At 70.7% G+C, this 14,477-nt stretch carries 11 protein-coding genes; 10 read left to right on the top strand and 1 reads right to left on the bottom strand.

Going from position 1 to position 14,477, the window contains the following annotated elements:
* Positions 1 to 101: 101 nt before the first annotated feature.
* Positions 102 to 1,841 (bottom strand): dolichyl-phosphate-mannose--protein mannosyltransferase, encoded by a 1,740-nt coding sequence (locus IH68_RS0131920; protein ID WP_030941919.1) that lies wholly within the window; start codon positions 1,839 to 1,841, stop codon positions 102 to 104.
* 97 nt (positions 1,842 to 1,938) lie between these two features.
* Between IH68_RS0131920 and rsmI the strand changes: the two genes are divergently transcribed.
* From rsmI to IH68_RS0131870, 10 genes are all read left to right on the top strand, one after another.
* Positions 1,939 to 2,799 carry a 16S rRNA (cytidine(1402)-2'-O)-methyltransferase gene (gene rsmI, locus IH68_RS0131915; RefSeq protein ID WP_030941917.1) on the top strand — a complete coding sequence of 287 codons (861 nt, stop codon included), beginning with the start codon at positions 1,939 to 1,941 and terminating at the stop codon, positions 2,797 to 2,799.
* A gap of 245 nt (positions 2,800 to 3,044) precedes the next feature.
* On the top strand, positions 3,045 to 3,461 hold the full coding sequence (locus IH68_RS0131910; protein ID WP_030941915.1) for a hypothetical protein: 417 nt from the start codon (positions 3,045 to 3,047) through the stop codon (positions 3,459 to 3,461).
* Positions 3,462 to 3,507: 46 nt separating this feature from the next.
* Positions 3,508 to 4,401 carry a TatD family hydrolase gene (locus tag IH68_RS0131905; protein ID WP_030941913.1) on the top strand — a complete coding sequence of 298 codons (894 nt, stop codon included), beginning with the start codon at positions 3,508 to 3,510 and terminating at the stop codon, positions 4,399 to 4,401.
* Between the two features lie 164 nt (positions 4,402 to 4,565).
* Positions 4,566 to 5,960 (top strand): resuscitation-promoting factor, encoded by a 1,395-nt coding sequence (locus tag IH68_RS0131900; RefSeq protein WP_030941911.1) that lies wholly within the window; start codon positions 4,566 to 4,568, stop codon positions 5,958 to 5,960.
* Positions 5,961 to 6,201: 241 nt separating this feature from the next.
* The gene (gene rsmA, locus IH68_RS0131895) at positions 6,202 to 7,095 is read left to right on the top strand and encodes a 16S rRNA (adenine(1518)-N(6)/adenine(1519)-N(6))-dimethyltransferase RsmA (RefSeq protein WP_030941909.1); all 894 of its coding nucleotides are present in this window, start codon (positions 6,202 to 6,204) and stop codon (positions 7,093 to 7,095) included.
* On the top strand, positions 7,092 to 7,994 hold the full coding sequence (locus IH68_RS0131890) for a 4-(cytidine 5'-diphospho)-2-C-methyl-D-erythritol kinase (RefSeq protein WP_030941907.1): 903 nt from the start codon (positions 7,092 to 7,094) through the stop codon (positions 7,992 to 7,994). The genes rsmA and IH68_RS0131890 overlap by 4 nt, the downstream gene beginning before the upstream one ends.
* A 261-nt stretch (positions 7,995 to 8,255) precedes the next feature.
* Positions 8,256 to 9,035, top strand: a complete 780-nt coding sequence (locus IH68_RS0131885; protein WP_030941905.1) for an MHYT domain-containing protein — start codon at positions 8,256 to 8,258, stop codon at positions 9,033 to 9,035.
* 149 nt (positions 9,036 to 9,184) lie between these two features.
* A complete protein-coding gene (locus tag IH68_RS0131880) occupies positions 9,185 to 11,176 on the top strand; it encodes a nitrate- and nitrite sensing domain-containing protein (RefSeq protein ID WP_030941904.1) in 1,992 nt (663 codons plus the stop codon).
* 224 nt (positions 11,177 to 11,400) lie between these two features.
* Positions 11,401 to 12,462, top strand: coding sequence for a peptidoglycan recognition family protein (locus IH68_RS0131875; RefSeq protein WP_051833838.1), 1,062 nt, complete (start codon positions 11,401 to 11,403; stop codon positions 12,460 to 12,462).
* Between the two features lie 108 nt (positions 12,463 to 12,570).
* Positions 12,571 to 14,373, top strand: coding sequence for an ABC-F family ATP-binding cassette domain-containing protein (locus tag IH68_RS0131870; protein ID WP_030941900.1), 1,803 nt, complete (start codon positions 12,571 to 12,573; stop codon positions 14,371 to 14,373).
* Positions 14,374 to 14,477: the final 104 nt, after the last annotated feature.

Below are 14,477 nucleotides of genomic sequence, written 5' to 3'. Positions count from 1 at the left end.
TCCCCGTTGGTGCTCGCACTGTATGTGGCGTGAGGGGGAGCTGTGAGGGGTGTTTCCGTATGTTGTCCGATCGGAGAGGCAGAAGGGACTCAGAAGGTCCGCTATACCCAGGTATCAAGCCACATACGTGAACGCCAGTCGTCGATCGGGATCGCCGTCCCGGTGTACAGCGGCCAGAAGTAGATGAAGTTCCACGCGATCAACAGGACCAGGACGCCCGCTCCCGTCGCTCCCGCGACCCGGCGGGTGTCGCTCGACCCCGGTGGCCCGACGATCGCGCCCAGCAGCATCGCCACCGCCAGACAGAGGAACGGCACGAAGACGACGGCGTAGAAGAAGAAGATCGTCCGCTCCTGGTACAGGAACCAGGGCAGATAACCGGCCGCGATGCCGCAGGCGATGGCGCCCGCCCGCCAGTCGCGGCGCAGCAGCCAGCGCCACAGGATGTACAGGACCGCGAAGCAGGCCACCCACCACAGCAGCGGGGTGCCGATCGCCAGGACCTCGCGGGCGCACTTCTGGCCCGCGTCGACGGGGCAGCCGTCCTTGCCGGGCGAGGGGGACTCGTAGAAGTACGAGACCGGGCGGCCGTCGACGAGCCAGCTCCAGGGGTTGGACATGTAGGTGTGCGGCGAGTGCAGGTTCTTGTGGAACTCGTAGACCTCGTGCTCGTAGTGCCACAGGCTGCGCCACCAGTCGGGGAACAGCCAGGTCCAGTTGCCGCCCTTGCCGTCGGTGGCGGCCCAGTTGCGGAAGTAGCCGCCCTTGCCGTCGGTGGGGGAGAGGATCCAGCCGGTCCAGGAGACCAGGTAGGTCACGAGCGCGACCGGGACCGTGGCCACGAACGTGACGGCCGCGTCCGGCAGCACGGCCTTGTACGGGTTCCCGGCGCCCGCCACCTTGCGGGAGCCGATGTCCCACAGGACCGCCATCAGGAAGAACGCGACCATGATGTACAGGCCGTTCCACTTGGTGCCGATGGCCAGGCCCAGCATCAGGCCCGCCAGCCAGCGCCACGGACGCCAGCCGAGACGGGTGGTCTCGGCGATGTGCGCGTCCGGGCGGACACGGCCGTCGGCGTCGGGCTGGAGCGCGGCCGCGAGTTTCTCGCGCGCCTTGTCACGGTCGATGACCAGGCAGCCGAACGCGGCCAGCACGAAGAACATCAGCACGCCGTCGAGCAGCGAGGTGCGGGCCATCACGAAGGCCAGCCCGTCGACCGCCATCAGCCCGCCAGCGAGGCAGCCGAGGAAGGTCGAGCGGAAGATACGGCGGCCGATGCGGCACAGCATCAGGACCGACAGCGTGCCCAGCAGTGCCGTCATGAAGCGCCAGCCGAACGGGTTGAACCCGAAGATCAGCTCCCCGAGCCCGATGACGTACTTGCCGACCGGCGGGTGCACGACGTACGCCGCGTCCGTCGGGATCGTGACGTGCCCGTTCAGCGCCAGGATCTGGTCGTTGGCGTTCTTGTCCCAGTTGACCTCGAAGCCGCGGTGGACGAGCGCCCAGGCGTCCTTGGCGTAGTACGTCTCGTCGAATATCACCGCCTTCGGGCTGCCCAGGTGCCAGAACCGCATCACGCCCGCCATCAGCGTGACCAGCAGCGGGCCGCCCCAGGCCGACCAGCGAGTGATCCGCTCGGCGAGCGCCGGCGGCACCCCGAAGACCTGCCACACCCGCGGGCCGGCCTGCACATACGGCGGCACCAGACGCTCGCGGACGTCGCTTCTCGGCCCGGCCGTGTAGCCGAAACGGCGCAGCCGCTGCTGCCACGACGGCCGCTGGTCCTGCGGGCTCTGGCCTTGCCGGGTGTCCGGGGAGGACGCGGTACTGGTCACCGCGCCATCGTAGGGAACCGTTCTGTGTGAGTCCCGTGCATGGGCGGTAAGGGCTCGGATGCGTCCCCATCGGTGTGCCCCTGGGAGGATGGGGAGCGTGACCGGAACCCTCGTACTCGCAGGCACCCCCATCGGCGACATCGCGGACGCGCCGCCCCGGCTGGCCGAGGAGCTGGCGGGGGCCGATGTCGTCGCCGCCGAGGACACGCGGCGGCTCAGGCGGCTGACACAGGCGCTGGGCGTCACACCCAAGGGGCGGATCGTGTCGTACTTCGAGGGCAACGAGACCGCCCGTACACCCGAACTCGTCGAGGAACTCGTCGGCGGTGCGCGTGTGCTGCTCGTCACGGACGCCGGGATGCCGTCCGTGTCCGACCCCGGATACCGGCTGGTCGCCGCCGCCGTCGAGAAGGACATCCGGGTCACCGCCGTGCCCGGCCCCTCCGCCGTGCTCACCGCGCTGGCGCTGTCCGGGCTGCCCGTGGACCGGTTCTGCTTCGAGGGGTTCCTGCCGCGCAAGGCGGGCGAGCGGCTGACGCGTCTGAAGGAGGTCGCCGAGGAGCGCCGGACCCTCGTCTACTTCGAGGCCCCGCACCGCCTCGACGACACCCTCGCCGCCATGGCCGAGGTCTTCGGGGCCGAGCGGCGCGCCGCGGTCTGCCGGGAGCTGACCAAGACGTACGAGGAGGTCAGGCGGGGCGGGCTCGCCGAGCTGGCCGCCTGGGCCGCCGAGGGTGTGCGCGGTGAGATCACCGTGGTCGTCGAGGGCGCCCCGGAGAAGGGGCCTGAGGAACTCGACGCCGCCGAGCTGGTGCGCAGGGTGCGTGTGCGGGAGGAGGCGGGGGAGCGGCGAAAAGAAGCCATTGCGGCGGTTGCGGCGGAGGCCGGGCTGCCCAAAAGGGAGGTGTTCGACGCGGTTGTGGCCGCGAAGAATGCCAATTCGGCAAGTGGTTCGTGAGATTTTCGTGAAGTGGGCCACACCCCCTGTGAGCAGGGCGCATCTCGCCTGAGCAAGCGCCCCACAAACAGGCAAAGCAAGGTCGTGAAATGCAAAGCCCAGACCCCCTGACCGGGGTCGCATGGCAAGGAAAATCCAAATCGGCTCCAACAGTCGACAGGGCTGATGCATTCGCTCCGCCGGAAGCGTCCACTGGTTGAAGGGACGCACCCGTCCCTTGGTCCAGCAGATCAAGAGGAGCTGGCATGAGCGAGATCGCAGGACAGTCCGGCCTCCGCGGCGCGGCCACCGCAGTCGTCCACGAGTCGTACTCCTTCGCCTGCATGCGCTGCGGGCACGGCTGGGAGCAGTCGTACGAGATAGAGCACCACAACGACGCCGAGGGCCACGAGTTCGTGATGTACGTGGCCGAGGGGCAGGTCGTGCCGTCTCCGCTGTCCAAGCCCACCTGCCAGAACTGCGACAGTCACGTCGTACGGATCATGCGGCCCGGGCAGGTCTCGTCGGTGCGCGACGCGGTGCACAAGCAGCAGCGGCGGACACCGCAGACCGAGGCCCAGGAGGCCGCAGCGGAAGGTGCCGAAGGTGCCGAGGCCGGCGATCGGGACCACCACTGGCATCTCTCCGATCTCCTGCACCCCTTCCACCGCAAGGCAAGCTGACAGCTCCGGCGGCGGGGCGGGCATGCCCCTTTCGTAGGATCGGAGCATGCCCTCCTCCAGCTCCAGCGAGAAGACCGCCGAGAAGCAGGCGCCGCCGCTCCCGGAACCCCTCCGGGTGGCCGTCGCCGACTCCCACACCCACCTCGACATGCAGTCCGGCACGGTCGAGGAGGGCCTCGCGAAGGCCGCTTCGGTGGGCGTGACGACGGTCGTGCAGGTCGGCTGCGACGTGGCCGGCTCGCAGTGGGCCGCGAAGGCGGCGGGGCGGTACGAGGCCGTCCACGCGACCGTCGCCCTGCACCCCAACGAGGCGCCGCGCATCGTCCACGGCGACCCGGATGGCTGGTCGAGGCAGGGCACGCGGGAGGCAGGGGGCACCGCGGCGCTCGACGAGGCGCTCGCCGAGATCGACCGACTGGCCGCGCTCCCCCAGGTCAAGGGCGTCGGCGAGACGGGCCTCGACTACTTCCGCACCGGCCCCGAGGGCAAGGAGGCGCAGGAGGCCTCCTTCCGCGCCCACATCGAGATCGCCAAGCGGCACGGCAGGGCCCTCGTCATCCACGACCGCGACGCCCACGCCGACGTGCTGCGCATCCTCAAGGAGGAGGGCGCCCCCGAACGTACGGTGTTCCACTGCTACTCCGGGGACGCGGACATGGCTCAGGTGTGCGCCCGCGCCGGGTACTTCATGTCCTTCGCCGGCAACGTCACCTTCAAGAACGCCCAGCATCTGCGGGACGCGCTCGCCGTGGCACCCCTGGAGCTGGTCCTGGTGGAGACCGACGCGCCCTTCCTGACACCGGCGCCGTACCGCGGACGGCCCAACGCCCCGTATCTCATTCCGGTCACGGTGCGCGCCATGGCCGCCGTGCGCGGCATCGACGAGGACACGCTGGCGACGGCCCTCGCGGCGAACACGGCCCGCGCCTTCGACTACTGAGCGTAGTCGTTCATAACCCTCCGATAACGCCGACGCGGGATCACCTTCGCGTCGATCGTGACTTTCTGTGATCACGCCGCTTTGGAGAGTGATACGGGCTCCGCTAGGTTCTGGTGCCCGATCCGGACCCCTCTGGACCCCTACGGCCCCTGGAGCGTGTCGGCGTGAGCAACTCGCAGTACTCGCAGTACTCGCAGTACGGCACGTATGAGGCGTACGACCCGGCGTATCCGCCGGCGTACGCCTACGACGTGCACAGCGCGCAGACCCTGGCCTACGGGGTGCCCGGGGCGTACGAGGACACGTACCGGCCCGCCTATGAGGCGGCCCAGGTACCCGAGCCGCCGCTTCCGCGGCAGGTGGGGAGCGCGGCGGGCGAGGAAGTGCCCGCGCCCGCCGCGCGCGCCGGAACGGGACGCAGGCGCCGGGCCGCACGCCGACGCAGGGCGCGACCCATCGAGCTCCCGGACGGCTCGATGCGCCGGCTGCTGCCGCAGGCGCTGGTCGTCGCCTTCCTGGCCGGCGGCACCACCGCCTTCGTCGCCAAGGACAAGGCCATCGAGCTGAACGTCGACGGCAAGCCGCGCACCCTGCACACCTTCGCCGACGACGTGACCGAACTGCTCGCACAGGAGAGCGTCGACGTGGGGGCGCACGACGTGATCGCGCCCGCCCCCGGCACGGCGATCAGCAGCGGTGACGAGATCGTGGTGCAGTACGGGCGCCCCGTACGGCTCACCATCGACGGGCACCGGCGCGAGGTGTGGACGACGGCGCACACGGTGCAGGAGGCACTGGAGGAGATGGGGGTGCGGGCGCAGGGCGCGTATCTGTCCGCTGCGCGCTCCCGGCACATCGGACGCGCCGGGCTCTCGCTCGACGTGCGGACCGAGCGCTCCGTGACGGTCATGGCCGACGGTCACGCACGCACGGTCCGTACGAACGCGGCGACCGTGCAGGAGGTCGTCGGGGAGGCCGGGATCTCCCTGCACGGCGAGGACACCACCTCCGTCCCGGCGGACAGCTTCCCGCGCGACGGGCAGACCATCACCGTGCTGCGGGTCACCGGCACCAAGGAGGTCCGTGAGGAGGAGATCCCGTTCAAGGTGCAGCGGGAGGAGGACCCCGGGCTGTTCAAGGGGACGGAGGTCGTCGACCGGGTGGGACAGCCGGGGCTGCGGCGGATCACGTACGCCCTGCGCATCGTCAACGGGGTCAGGCAGAAGCCCCGCCTGGCCGGCACCGAGGTGGTGCGCGAGCCGCAGCCGCAGATCGTGAAGGTGGGCACGAAGCCGCTCCCGACGTCCGTGCGCGGCGCCGACGACCTCAACTGGAAGGGCCTCGCGGCCTGCGAGTCGGGCGGCCGCCCGCACGCCGTCGACCCCTCGGGAAGCTACGGCGGCCTCTACCAGCTGGAGGAACGCACCTGGCAGAGCCTCGGCGGCAGCGGCCGCCCGCAGGACGCGTCCCCGGCGGAGCAGACGGCCCGCGCGAAGAAGTTGTATGTACGGCGAGGGGCGAGCCCCTGGCCCCATTGCGGGGCGCGGCTGCACGGGTGAGGGCCGTTTTTCGGCTGCGGACCGGTGGGGGCTGATCGCGCCCACGCGGCGGAGCCGCATATCGATACAGCCCCGCGCCCCTAAAGCCGCGGAGCTGCGGGCAGTCGTGCCGCCAGGGGCGGCTCCCGACCCAAAGAGAGCGGCACCCCGCACGCGCGGGCAGGCAAACCCACTTTCCCGGCCACCTGCAGCGCAGGGCACCTGGCGCCCCCCGGCTCCACACCCCCGTACCCTTGTCGCCGTGAGCAGCAGCCCAGCCCCCGACGCCCTCCTGGGCCCCGCCGACGTCCGCGAACTGGCGGCAGCCCTCGGCGTCCGCCCCACCAAGCAGCGCGGTCAGAACTTCGTGATCGACGCCAACACGGTCCGCCGTATCGTCCGCACCGCCGGGGTTCGCCCGGACGACGTGGTCGTCGAGGTCGGCCCGGGGCTCGGCTCCCTCACCCTCGCGCTGCTGGAGGTCGCCGACCGCGTCACCGCCGTCGAGATCGACGACGTACTGGCCGGGGCGCTGCCCGCCACCATCGCGGCCCGCTTGCCCGAGCGTGCCGACCGTTTCGCACTCGTCCACTCGGACGCGATGCAAGTGACCGACCTGCCGGGCCCCGCCCCGACCGCGCTCGTCGCGAACCTTCCCTACAACGTCGCCGTCCCCGTCCTCCTGCACATGCTCGAGACCTTCCCGAGCATCGAACGCACCCTGGTGATGGTCCAGTCGGAGGTCGCCGACCGCCTCGCCGCCGCACCCGGCTCGAAGGTGTACGGCGTCCCGTCCGTGAAGGCCAACTGGTACGCCGAGGTCAAGCGGGCCGGCGCCATCGGACGCAACGTCTTCTGGCCCGCGCCGAACGTCGACAGCGGCCTCGTCTCGCTGGTCCGCCGCACCGAGCCGCTCAAGACCACCGCCTCGCGGCGCGAGGTGTTCGCCGTGGTCGACGCGGCGTTCGCCCAGCGGCGCAAGACGCTGCGGGCCGCGCTCGCCGGCTGGGCAGGGTCGCCCGCGGCGGCGGAGGCGGCGCTCGTGGCCGCCGGGGTGTCGCCGCAGGCGCGCGGGGAGGCCCTCACGGTCGAGGAGTTCGCGCGGATCGCCGAGCACGCCGAGACCACTGCGAACAAGGAGCCCGGTCAGAAGTGAGCGTCACCGTCCGCGTTCCCGCCAAGGTCAACGTCCAGCTCGCCGTCGGGGCCGCCCGTCCCGACGGGTTCCACGACCTGGCCAACGTCTTCCTCGCCGTCGGGCTGTACGACGAGGTGACGGTCACGCCCGCCGACGAGCTGAGCGTCACCTGCGAGGGCCCTGACGCCGCCCTCGTCCCACTCGACCGCACGAACCTCGCGGCGCGCGCCGCGCTGCTCCTCGCCGAGCGCCGGGGCATCGAGCCCGCGGTTCATGTCCACATCGCCAAGGACATCCCCGTCGCGGGCGGCATGGCGGGCGGCAGCGCGGACGGCGCCGGTGCGCTGCTGGCCTGCGACGCACTGTGGGGCACCCACGCCTCCCGTGAGGAACTCCTCGACATCTGCGCCGAGTTGGGCAGTGACGTGCCGTTCAGCCTGGTCGGCGGGGCGGCGCTCGGGACCGGGCGGGGCGAGAAGCTCACCGCGCTCGACGTCGGCGGGACCTTCCACTGGGTGTTTGCGATGGCCGAGCGCGGGCTGTCCACCCCGGCGGTCTTCCGCGAGTTCGACCGGCTCACGGAGCACGCGGACGTGCCCGAGCCCATCGCCTCCGAGCCGCTGCTCGACGCGCTCGCCGGGGGTGACCCGGACGCGCTCGCCGCGGCCGTCTCCAACGACCTTCAGCCCGCGGCCCTTTCCCTCTTCCCGGAGCTCGCCGACACCCTCGCCGCGGGCCGCACCGCCGGTGCGCTCGCCGCGCTGGTGTCGGGGTCGGGGCCGACGACGGCGTTCCTCGCGCGCGATCCGGGGTCCGCGGCGAAGGTGGCCGAGGCGCTGCGCACGTCCGGTACGTGCCGTTCTGTGTGGGTGGCGTCGGGACCCGCGCCGGGCGCCACCGTGGTGGCCGGAAACTGACCTCCGGTCAAAGCCTCCCGAGGATCCCCCTAACCTCCTCAGGCCCTTCACCATCTCGTGGTTGACTGCATAAACATGCAGGCCAGGTGTTAGGTACGCCACAATGGTTTAATGTTCAATAATGCGCTCCATGGCCCCTTTTCGCACCCTCTGACCGTTGAAAACGGCTGACATGATTCGGCCAACTCCGGTCCCCCCTACCGGTGGTACTTCGTGTGCGCGGCACCCCCCGTCCGCGCCACGGGCGAGAGGAAATCCCCCATGGGCCACATGGATCACTTCAGTGCCGGCTGGGTCACCCCCGTCCTTTCCTATGTCATGGCGTGCGTCGGCTCGGCGCTCGGGCTGCGCTGCACCGTCAGGGCGCTCGAAGCGGAAGGCGCCTCGAAACGGAACTGGCTGACGCTCGCCTCCGTCGCCATCGGCTCGGGCATCTGGACGATGCACTTCGTCGCCATGCTGGGCTTCAGCGTCGAGGGCACCCCGATCCGCTACGACATCCCGCTCACCGTCCTCAGCCTGCTGATGTCCATCGGCGTGGTCGCCGCCGGCGTCTTCACCGCCGGATACGGCAAGTCCCGCGTCACCTCGGTCGCGTTCGGCGGACTCGGCACCGGCGTCGGTGTCGCCGCCATGCACTACACCGGCATGGCCGCGCTCAATCTGCACGGCGAGGTCGACTACGACCCCGCACTCGTCATCGCGTCCGTCGCGATCGCGGTCGTCGCCGCGACGGCGGCGCTCACGCTGACGCTGGTGGTGCGGGGCGGGGTGCTTGCCGCTCTGGCCGCGCTGGTCATGGGGCTCGCGGTGAGCAGCATGCACTACACGGCGATGTACGCGGTGAGCATTCAACTGAGGCCCAGCAGCGCAGGGCTGGCCGGCGCTACGCCGACCGAATTCATCTTTCCGTTGGCGGTGGTGCTGGGGTCGTTCCTGTTCCTCGCCGCTGCGTATGTCGCGTTGTCGCCGACCGGGAAGCGGCATGAGTCGGCTGTTGCTGCGGAGATTCTTCGCGAGGTCGAGCTGGCGACTGCTTGAGCGCCAACGGGCCTGCCCCGCCATGAGGTTTGGCGTGTGCGGGTTCGTTGTGGCTGGTCGCGCCCACGCGGCGGAGCCGCAAATCGGCACAGCCCCGCGCCCCTTGAGGGGCGCCATACGCACCCGAACCACCAGACTGAGGTCCCCTCATGCGCACTCTCCGTACCGCCACCGGCAGGCTCCGGCCAAGATCCGTCCGGGCCAAGATCGTCTCCCTGCTCATGCTGCCCATCGTGTCCCTCATGGCCCTGTGGGGATTCGCCGCAGTGACGACCGCGTCCAGCATCGGTGACACCGAGCGGGCCAAGGACGTCAACGTCGAACTGCTCACCCCCGTCAGCGAGTTCGTCACCGCACTGCAGGCCGAGCGGACCGCCGTCATGGGGCACCGGTCCGTGCCCGCCGATGTCCGCAAGGCCACCGACCGGGCCGCCTCCGCGCTGCTCGACGGCATCAACGCCTCCAGCTCGGACGCCGCGCTGCTCGACGCGAGCCTGCCGCAGCGCATCAAGACGCTGAAGGGCGAGGCCGGGGGGATCGCGCGGGTGCGCAGCGAGGCGACCGCGAAGGGCGCCAAGTCCCCGACGGCGTACACGCTGTACTCCGCGATCATCGAGGACGCCTTCGCCGTCGCGGGCGGGCTCACCGGGGACCGGAGCACCGATGCCGCGTCCGACGCGCGCGTGGTGCTCGAACTCGCCCGTGCGCGTGAGGCGCTCGCCCGTGAGCAGGCACTGCTCGGTGCGGCGCAGGCGGACAAGACGCTGACCCGGCAGCAGTACACGCAGTTCGTCGGCGCGGTCGCCACCCAGCGCCAGCTGCTGCGGCCGGCGGTCGCCGACCTCAAGCCCGAGCACCAAGCGGCGTACAAGGAGATCCTGGACGGCGACGCCTACGCCGGGCTCCAGGCCGTGGAGAACCGGGTGCAGAGCGCCGGTCCGGGGACTTCCGCCGTGGCGTCGCGGCTGCTGAGCGGCTGGGACACGGACGTCACCGGGACGCTGAAGGACCTGACCGCCGCCGAGACCGGCGCCGGTACGGGCGCCACCGCCAAGGCCGACCCGTTCGGCTGGGACACCCTCGGCGCCTCCGGTGTCGCCGTGGTGCTCGGTCTCGTCGGTGTGCTGCTGTCGCTGCTCGTGTCCGTGCTCGTCGGGCGCGGCCTCATCGTCGAGCTGCTCGACCTGCGCAACGACGCCCTGGAGGTGGCCGGTCGCCGACTGCCGCAGGCCATGCGGAGGTTGCACGCCGGGCAGGGCGTCGACATCGACGCCGAGGCCCCCATGCGCCGCCTCGTCGGCGACGAACTCGCCCAGGTGGGCACCGCGTTGACCGCCGTGCAGCGGGCCGCGCTCAAGGCGGCCTCCGAGCGCGCCGAGCTCCTCAGCGGCATATCCGGCGTCTACGTCAGCCTCGCCCGCCGCAGCCAGGTCCTGCTCCACCGCCAGCTGGATCTGCTGGACGGCATGCAGCGCCGCCTGCAGGACCCGCAGGAGCTCCAGGACCTCTACCGCGTCGACTACTTGGCGACCCGCATGCGCCGCCACTCCGAGTCCCTGCTGATCCTGTCCGGCATCGCCCCCGGCCGCGGCTGGCAGGACCCGATCCCGCTGGTGGACGTGCTGCGGGCGGCCGTCGCCGAGATCGAGAACACGCCGCGCGTGCAGATCTGGGCGGTGCCGAAGGTGTCCGTGGTCGGCGGTTCGGTCGCCGACGTCATCCACCTCCTCGCCGAGCTCGTCGAGAACGCCGCCGCGTTCTCCCCGCCCAGCACCAAGGTGCAGCTGCGCGCGGCCCGGATGCGCGACGGTGTGCTCATCGAGGTCGAGGACAGTGGCTTCGGCATGAACGAGCAGGCCTTCGCCGACGCCAACCGCAAGATCCAGTCCGATAAGGTCGACCTCCTCGACGCCAAGCAGATCGGCCTGTTCGTGGTCAACCGGCTGCGCGAGCGGCAGGGCCTGCGGGTGGAGTTGCGGCCCTCGCCGAGCGGCGGTGTCACGGCCGCGGTCCTCATCCCCGAGGCGCTCATGCGGGACGACATGCCGGTGGGCGAACAGGCCGTCGGCGGACGCGGACTGGCGCCGGCGGCGGCGCTCATCCAGCAGCAGCGGCCGGGGTTCGGCAGCGCCGGGGCGTGATCGCGTCTTCGCGCTATCTCCACACCAAGTACCGCGAAAGCAGACGTGACGGAAACCAAGGGCCTCTAGTGTCACTTGACATTTCGAGCGCCACACGGTGTCCGGCCTGTCGAACGCCGCCCGGCGCCCTGTCGAGTGACCCCCTTGAAAGGCAAGGCACGTCCGTGTCCGAACAACCCCCCGCTCCCTCGCACCGTCGCAAGCGCTCTCTGTCCCGTCGTGGTGTGATCGGTGCCGCCGCGGCCGTGGCCGGCGCGGCCGCCGTGACCCCGGCGGTGTTCGCGGCCACGGACTCCGGCTCCACCGATGGTGACGGCACCGGTTCCGGCTCCGGAACCGGTGGCTCCGGCACGACCCCGGAGAAGTTCCCCGCCACCCGGACCGAGGCCGCCACCGGCACCGGCGAGGCAACCACCGCCTTCGCCGCCTCCTACGTCGGTCTGCGCTGGTCCGGTGCCAAGGAAGGCGCCGCGATCCGCCTCGCGGACGGTGGCTGGCAGACCGTGACCGCGGGCTGCTCGGCCGTCGAGGACGGGGGCAGCGCGCTGGTGGCGGCCCAGAACGCCACCGCCTATGAGGTGAAGGCGTCGGGCGCAGTGTCCGACGTGTCCTCGCTGGCGATCGACGTCACCGACGGCCCCGGCCACACCTTCCACGTGCCCAGCGAGCCGACACGCGTACGTGGTGTGCGCTACCTCTCCCGCCCGGCGTGGGGCGCCGACGAGTCCAAGCGGTACAAGGACGGCAAGGTCAACTCGCCCGAGACGTACTACCCGTTGCAGATCATCACGGTCCACCACACCGCTACGCCGAACAACGATCCCGACCCGGCCGCGACGGTACGCGCGATCTACGAGCTCCACGCGATCACCAACGACTGGGGCGACATCGGCTACCACTTCCTCATCGACGAGTCCGGCACCGTCTACGAGGGCCGTTACTCGGGCGACGACGGCATCCCCGCCTTCAACCCGGACGGCGACCTTGTCACCGGCTTCCACTCCGTGGGCTACAACTCCGGCGCCCTCGGCATCGCCCTCATCGGCACACTCACGGAGAACGGCCCCACGGACGCGGCCAAGGCGTCCCTGACCCGGCTGATCAAGGTGATCTGCCGGTTCAAGGGCCTCGACCCCCAGGCGAGGGTCACCTATGTGAACCCCGTCAACGGCACGAAGAAGGACACGAACACCATCGGCGGGCACCGCGACTACTTCGCCACCGAGTGCCCCGGCCAGGTGATGTACGACCTGCTCGGCGAGATCCGCGCGGCCGCAGCTCGCTGATCTGCGGTGATCCGCCGTGGGATCGGTCACCGACCGGCGCACATTAGGCTGGGAGGCTGACCCCCGCGGCGGAGCCGCATGTCGAACAGCCCTCTGGGCAGGAGCGTAATGGCCGTCAATCTGGTCAATGTCGAGAACGTCAGCAAGGTGTACGGCACTCGTGCCCTCCTCGACGGCGTGTCCCTCGGCGTCTCCGAAGGCGACCGGATCGGGGTGGTGGGGCGTAACGGCGACGGCAAGACCACCCTGATCCGGATGCTGGCCAAGCTGGAGGAGGCCGACACCGGGCGGGTCACCCACTCCGGCGGGCTCCGCCTCGGCGTCCTCACCCAGCACGACTCCCTCGACCCGAACGCCACCGTGCGCCACGAGGTCATCCGGGACATGGAAGACCACGAGTGGGCGGGCAACGCCAAGATCCGGGACGTGCTCACCGGCCTGTTCGGCGGCCTCGACCTGCCCGGCTTCCCGCAGGGGCTCGACACCGTCATCGCGCCGCTCTCCGGCGGCGAGCGGCGCCGTATCGCGCTCGCCAAGCTGCTCATCGAGGAACAGGACCTGATCGTCCTCGACGAGCCCACCAACCACCTCGACGTCGAGGGCATCTCCTGGCTCGCCCGCCATCTGCGCGAGCGCCGCTCCGCCCTGGTGTGCGTGACGCACGACCGGTGGTTCCTCGACCAGGTCTGCACGCGCATGTGGGACGTGCAGAAGGGCGATGTCTACGAGTACGAGGGCGGCTACTCCGACTACGTCTTCGCGCGTGCCGAGCGTGAGCGCATCGCCGCCACCGAGGAGGTCAAGCGGCAGAACCTGGTCCGTAAGGAGCTGGCGTGGCTGCGGCGCGGCGCCCCCGCCCGTACGTCGAAGCCCCGCTTCCGCGTCGAGGCCGCCAACGAGCTCATCAAGGACGTACCGCCGCCCCGCGACACCAGCGAGCTGATGAAGTTCGCCTCCACCCGGCTCGGGAAGACCGTCTTCGACCTGGAAGACGTCACCGTGCAGGCCGGACCCAAGGTGCTGCTCAAGCACGTCACCTGGCAGCTCGGCCCCGGCGACCGTATCGGCCTGGTGGGCGTGAACGGCGCGGGCAAGACCTCCCTGCTGCGGGCCATGGCCGAGGCGGCACGGACCGAGGGCGAGACACAGCCCGTCGGCGGGCGGGTCGCCGTCGGCAAGACCGTCAAGCTCGCCTACCTCTCCCAGGAGGTCGCCGAACTCAACCCGAACCTGCGGGTCCTGGAGGCCGTGCAGCAGGTGCGCGAGCGGGTCGACCTCGGCAAGGGGCGGGAGATGACCGCCGGGCAGCTGTGCGAGACGTTCGGCTTCAACAAGGAGAAGCAGTGGACGCCCGTCGGCGACCTGTCCGGCGGTGAGCGCCGCCGCCTGCAGCTGCTGCGCCTGCTCATGGACGAGCCCAACGTCCTCTTCCTCGACGAGCCCACCAACGACCTCGACATCGAGACCCTGACCCAGCTGGAGGACGTCCTCGACGGCTGGCCCGGCTCGATGATCGTCATCTCCCACGACCGGTTCTTCGTCGAGCGCACCACCGACCGCGTGTTCGCGCTGCTCGGCGACGCCACGCTGCGGATGCTGCCGCGCGGCATCGACGAGTACCTGGAGCGGCGGCAGAAGATGGAGGAGGCGGTCGCGGCCGCGTCGCCCGTCGCGGCCAGGCCCGCCGCCGAGAAGAGCGCCGCCGACCAGCGCGCCGCGAAGAAGGAACTCCAGAAGATCGAGCGGCAGTTGGACAAGGTCTCCGAGAGGGAGACCAAGCTGCACGCCCAGATCGCCGAGAACGCCACCGACTTCGCCAAGGTGGCCGAACTCGACGCCCAGCTGCGGGACTTGGCGGGCGAGCGCGAGGACCTGGAGCTGCGCTGGCTGGAACTCGCCGAAGACGCGTGAAAGCTGCGTGAAGGCTCATAACGACGGCGTCACGGGCCGGTTCTCCCTTGGGAACAGGGGCTGAACCGGCCCGGTGCGTTGTCAGTCGCGAGTGGTACAAAGAG

The organism is Streptomyces sp. NRRL S-646, assembly GCF_000720765.1.
GTDB lineage: Bacteria > Actinomycetota > Actinomycetes > Streptomycetales > Streptomycetaceae > Streptomyces.
The sequence above is the reverse complement of the archived record's forward strand: the minus strand, read 5'-3'. Positions and strand labels throughout refer to the sequence as shown.

Bases quoted from the DNA above. Each gene is read 5' to 3' on its own strand.
- IH68_RS0131910 (WP_030941915.1), top strand. From the start codon at position 3,045: ATGAGCGAGATCGCAGGACAGTCCGGCCTCCGCGGCGCGGCCACCGCA.
- IH68_RS0131905 (WP_030941913.1), top strand. From the start codon at position 3,508: ATGCCCTCCTCCAGCTCCAGCGAGAAGACCGCCGAGAAGCAGGCGCCG.
- IH68_RS0131885 (WP_030941905.1), top strand. From the start codon at position 8,256: ATGGGCCACATGGATCACTTCAGTGCCGGCTGGGTCACCCCCGTCCTT.
- IH68_RS0131880 (WP_030941904.1), top strand. From the start codon at position 9,185: ATGCGCACTCTCCGTACCGCCACCGGCAGGCTCCGGCCAAGATCCGTC.
- IH68_RS0131870 (WP_030941900.1), top strand. From the start codon at position 12,571: ATGGCCGTCAATCTGGTCAATGTCGAGAACGTCAGCAAGGTGTACGGC.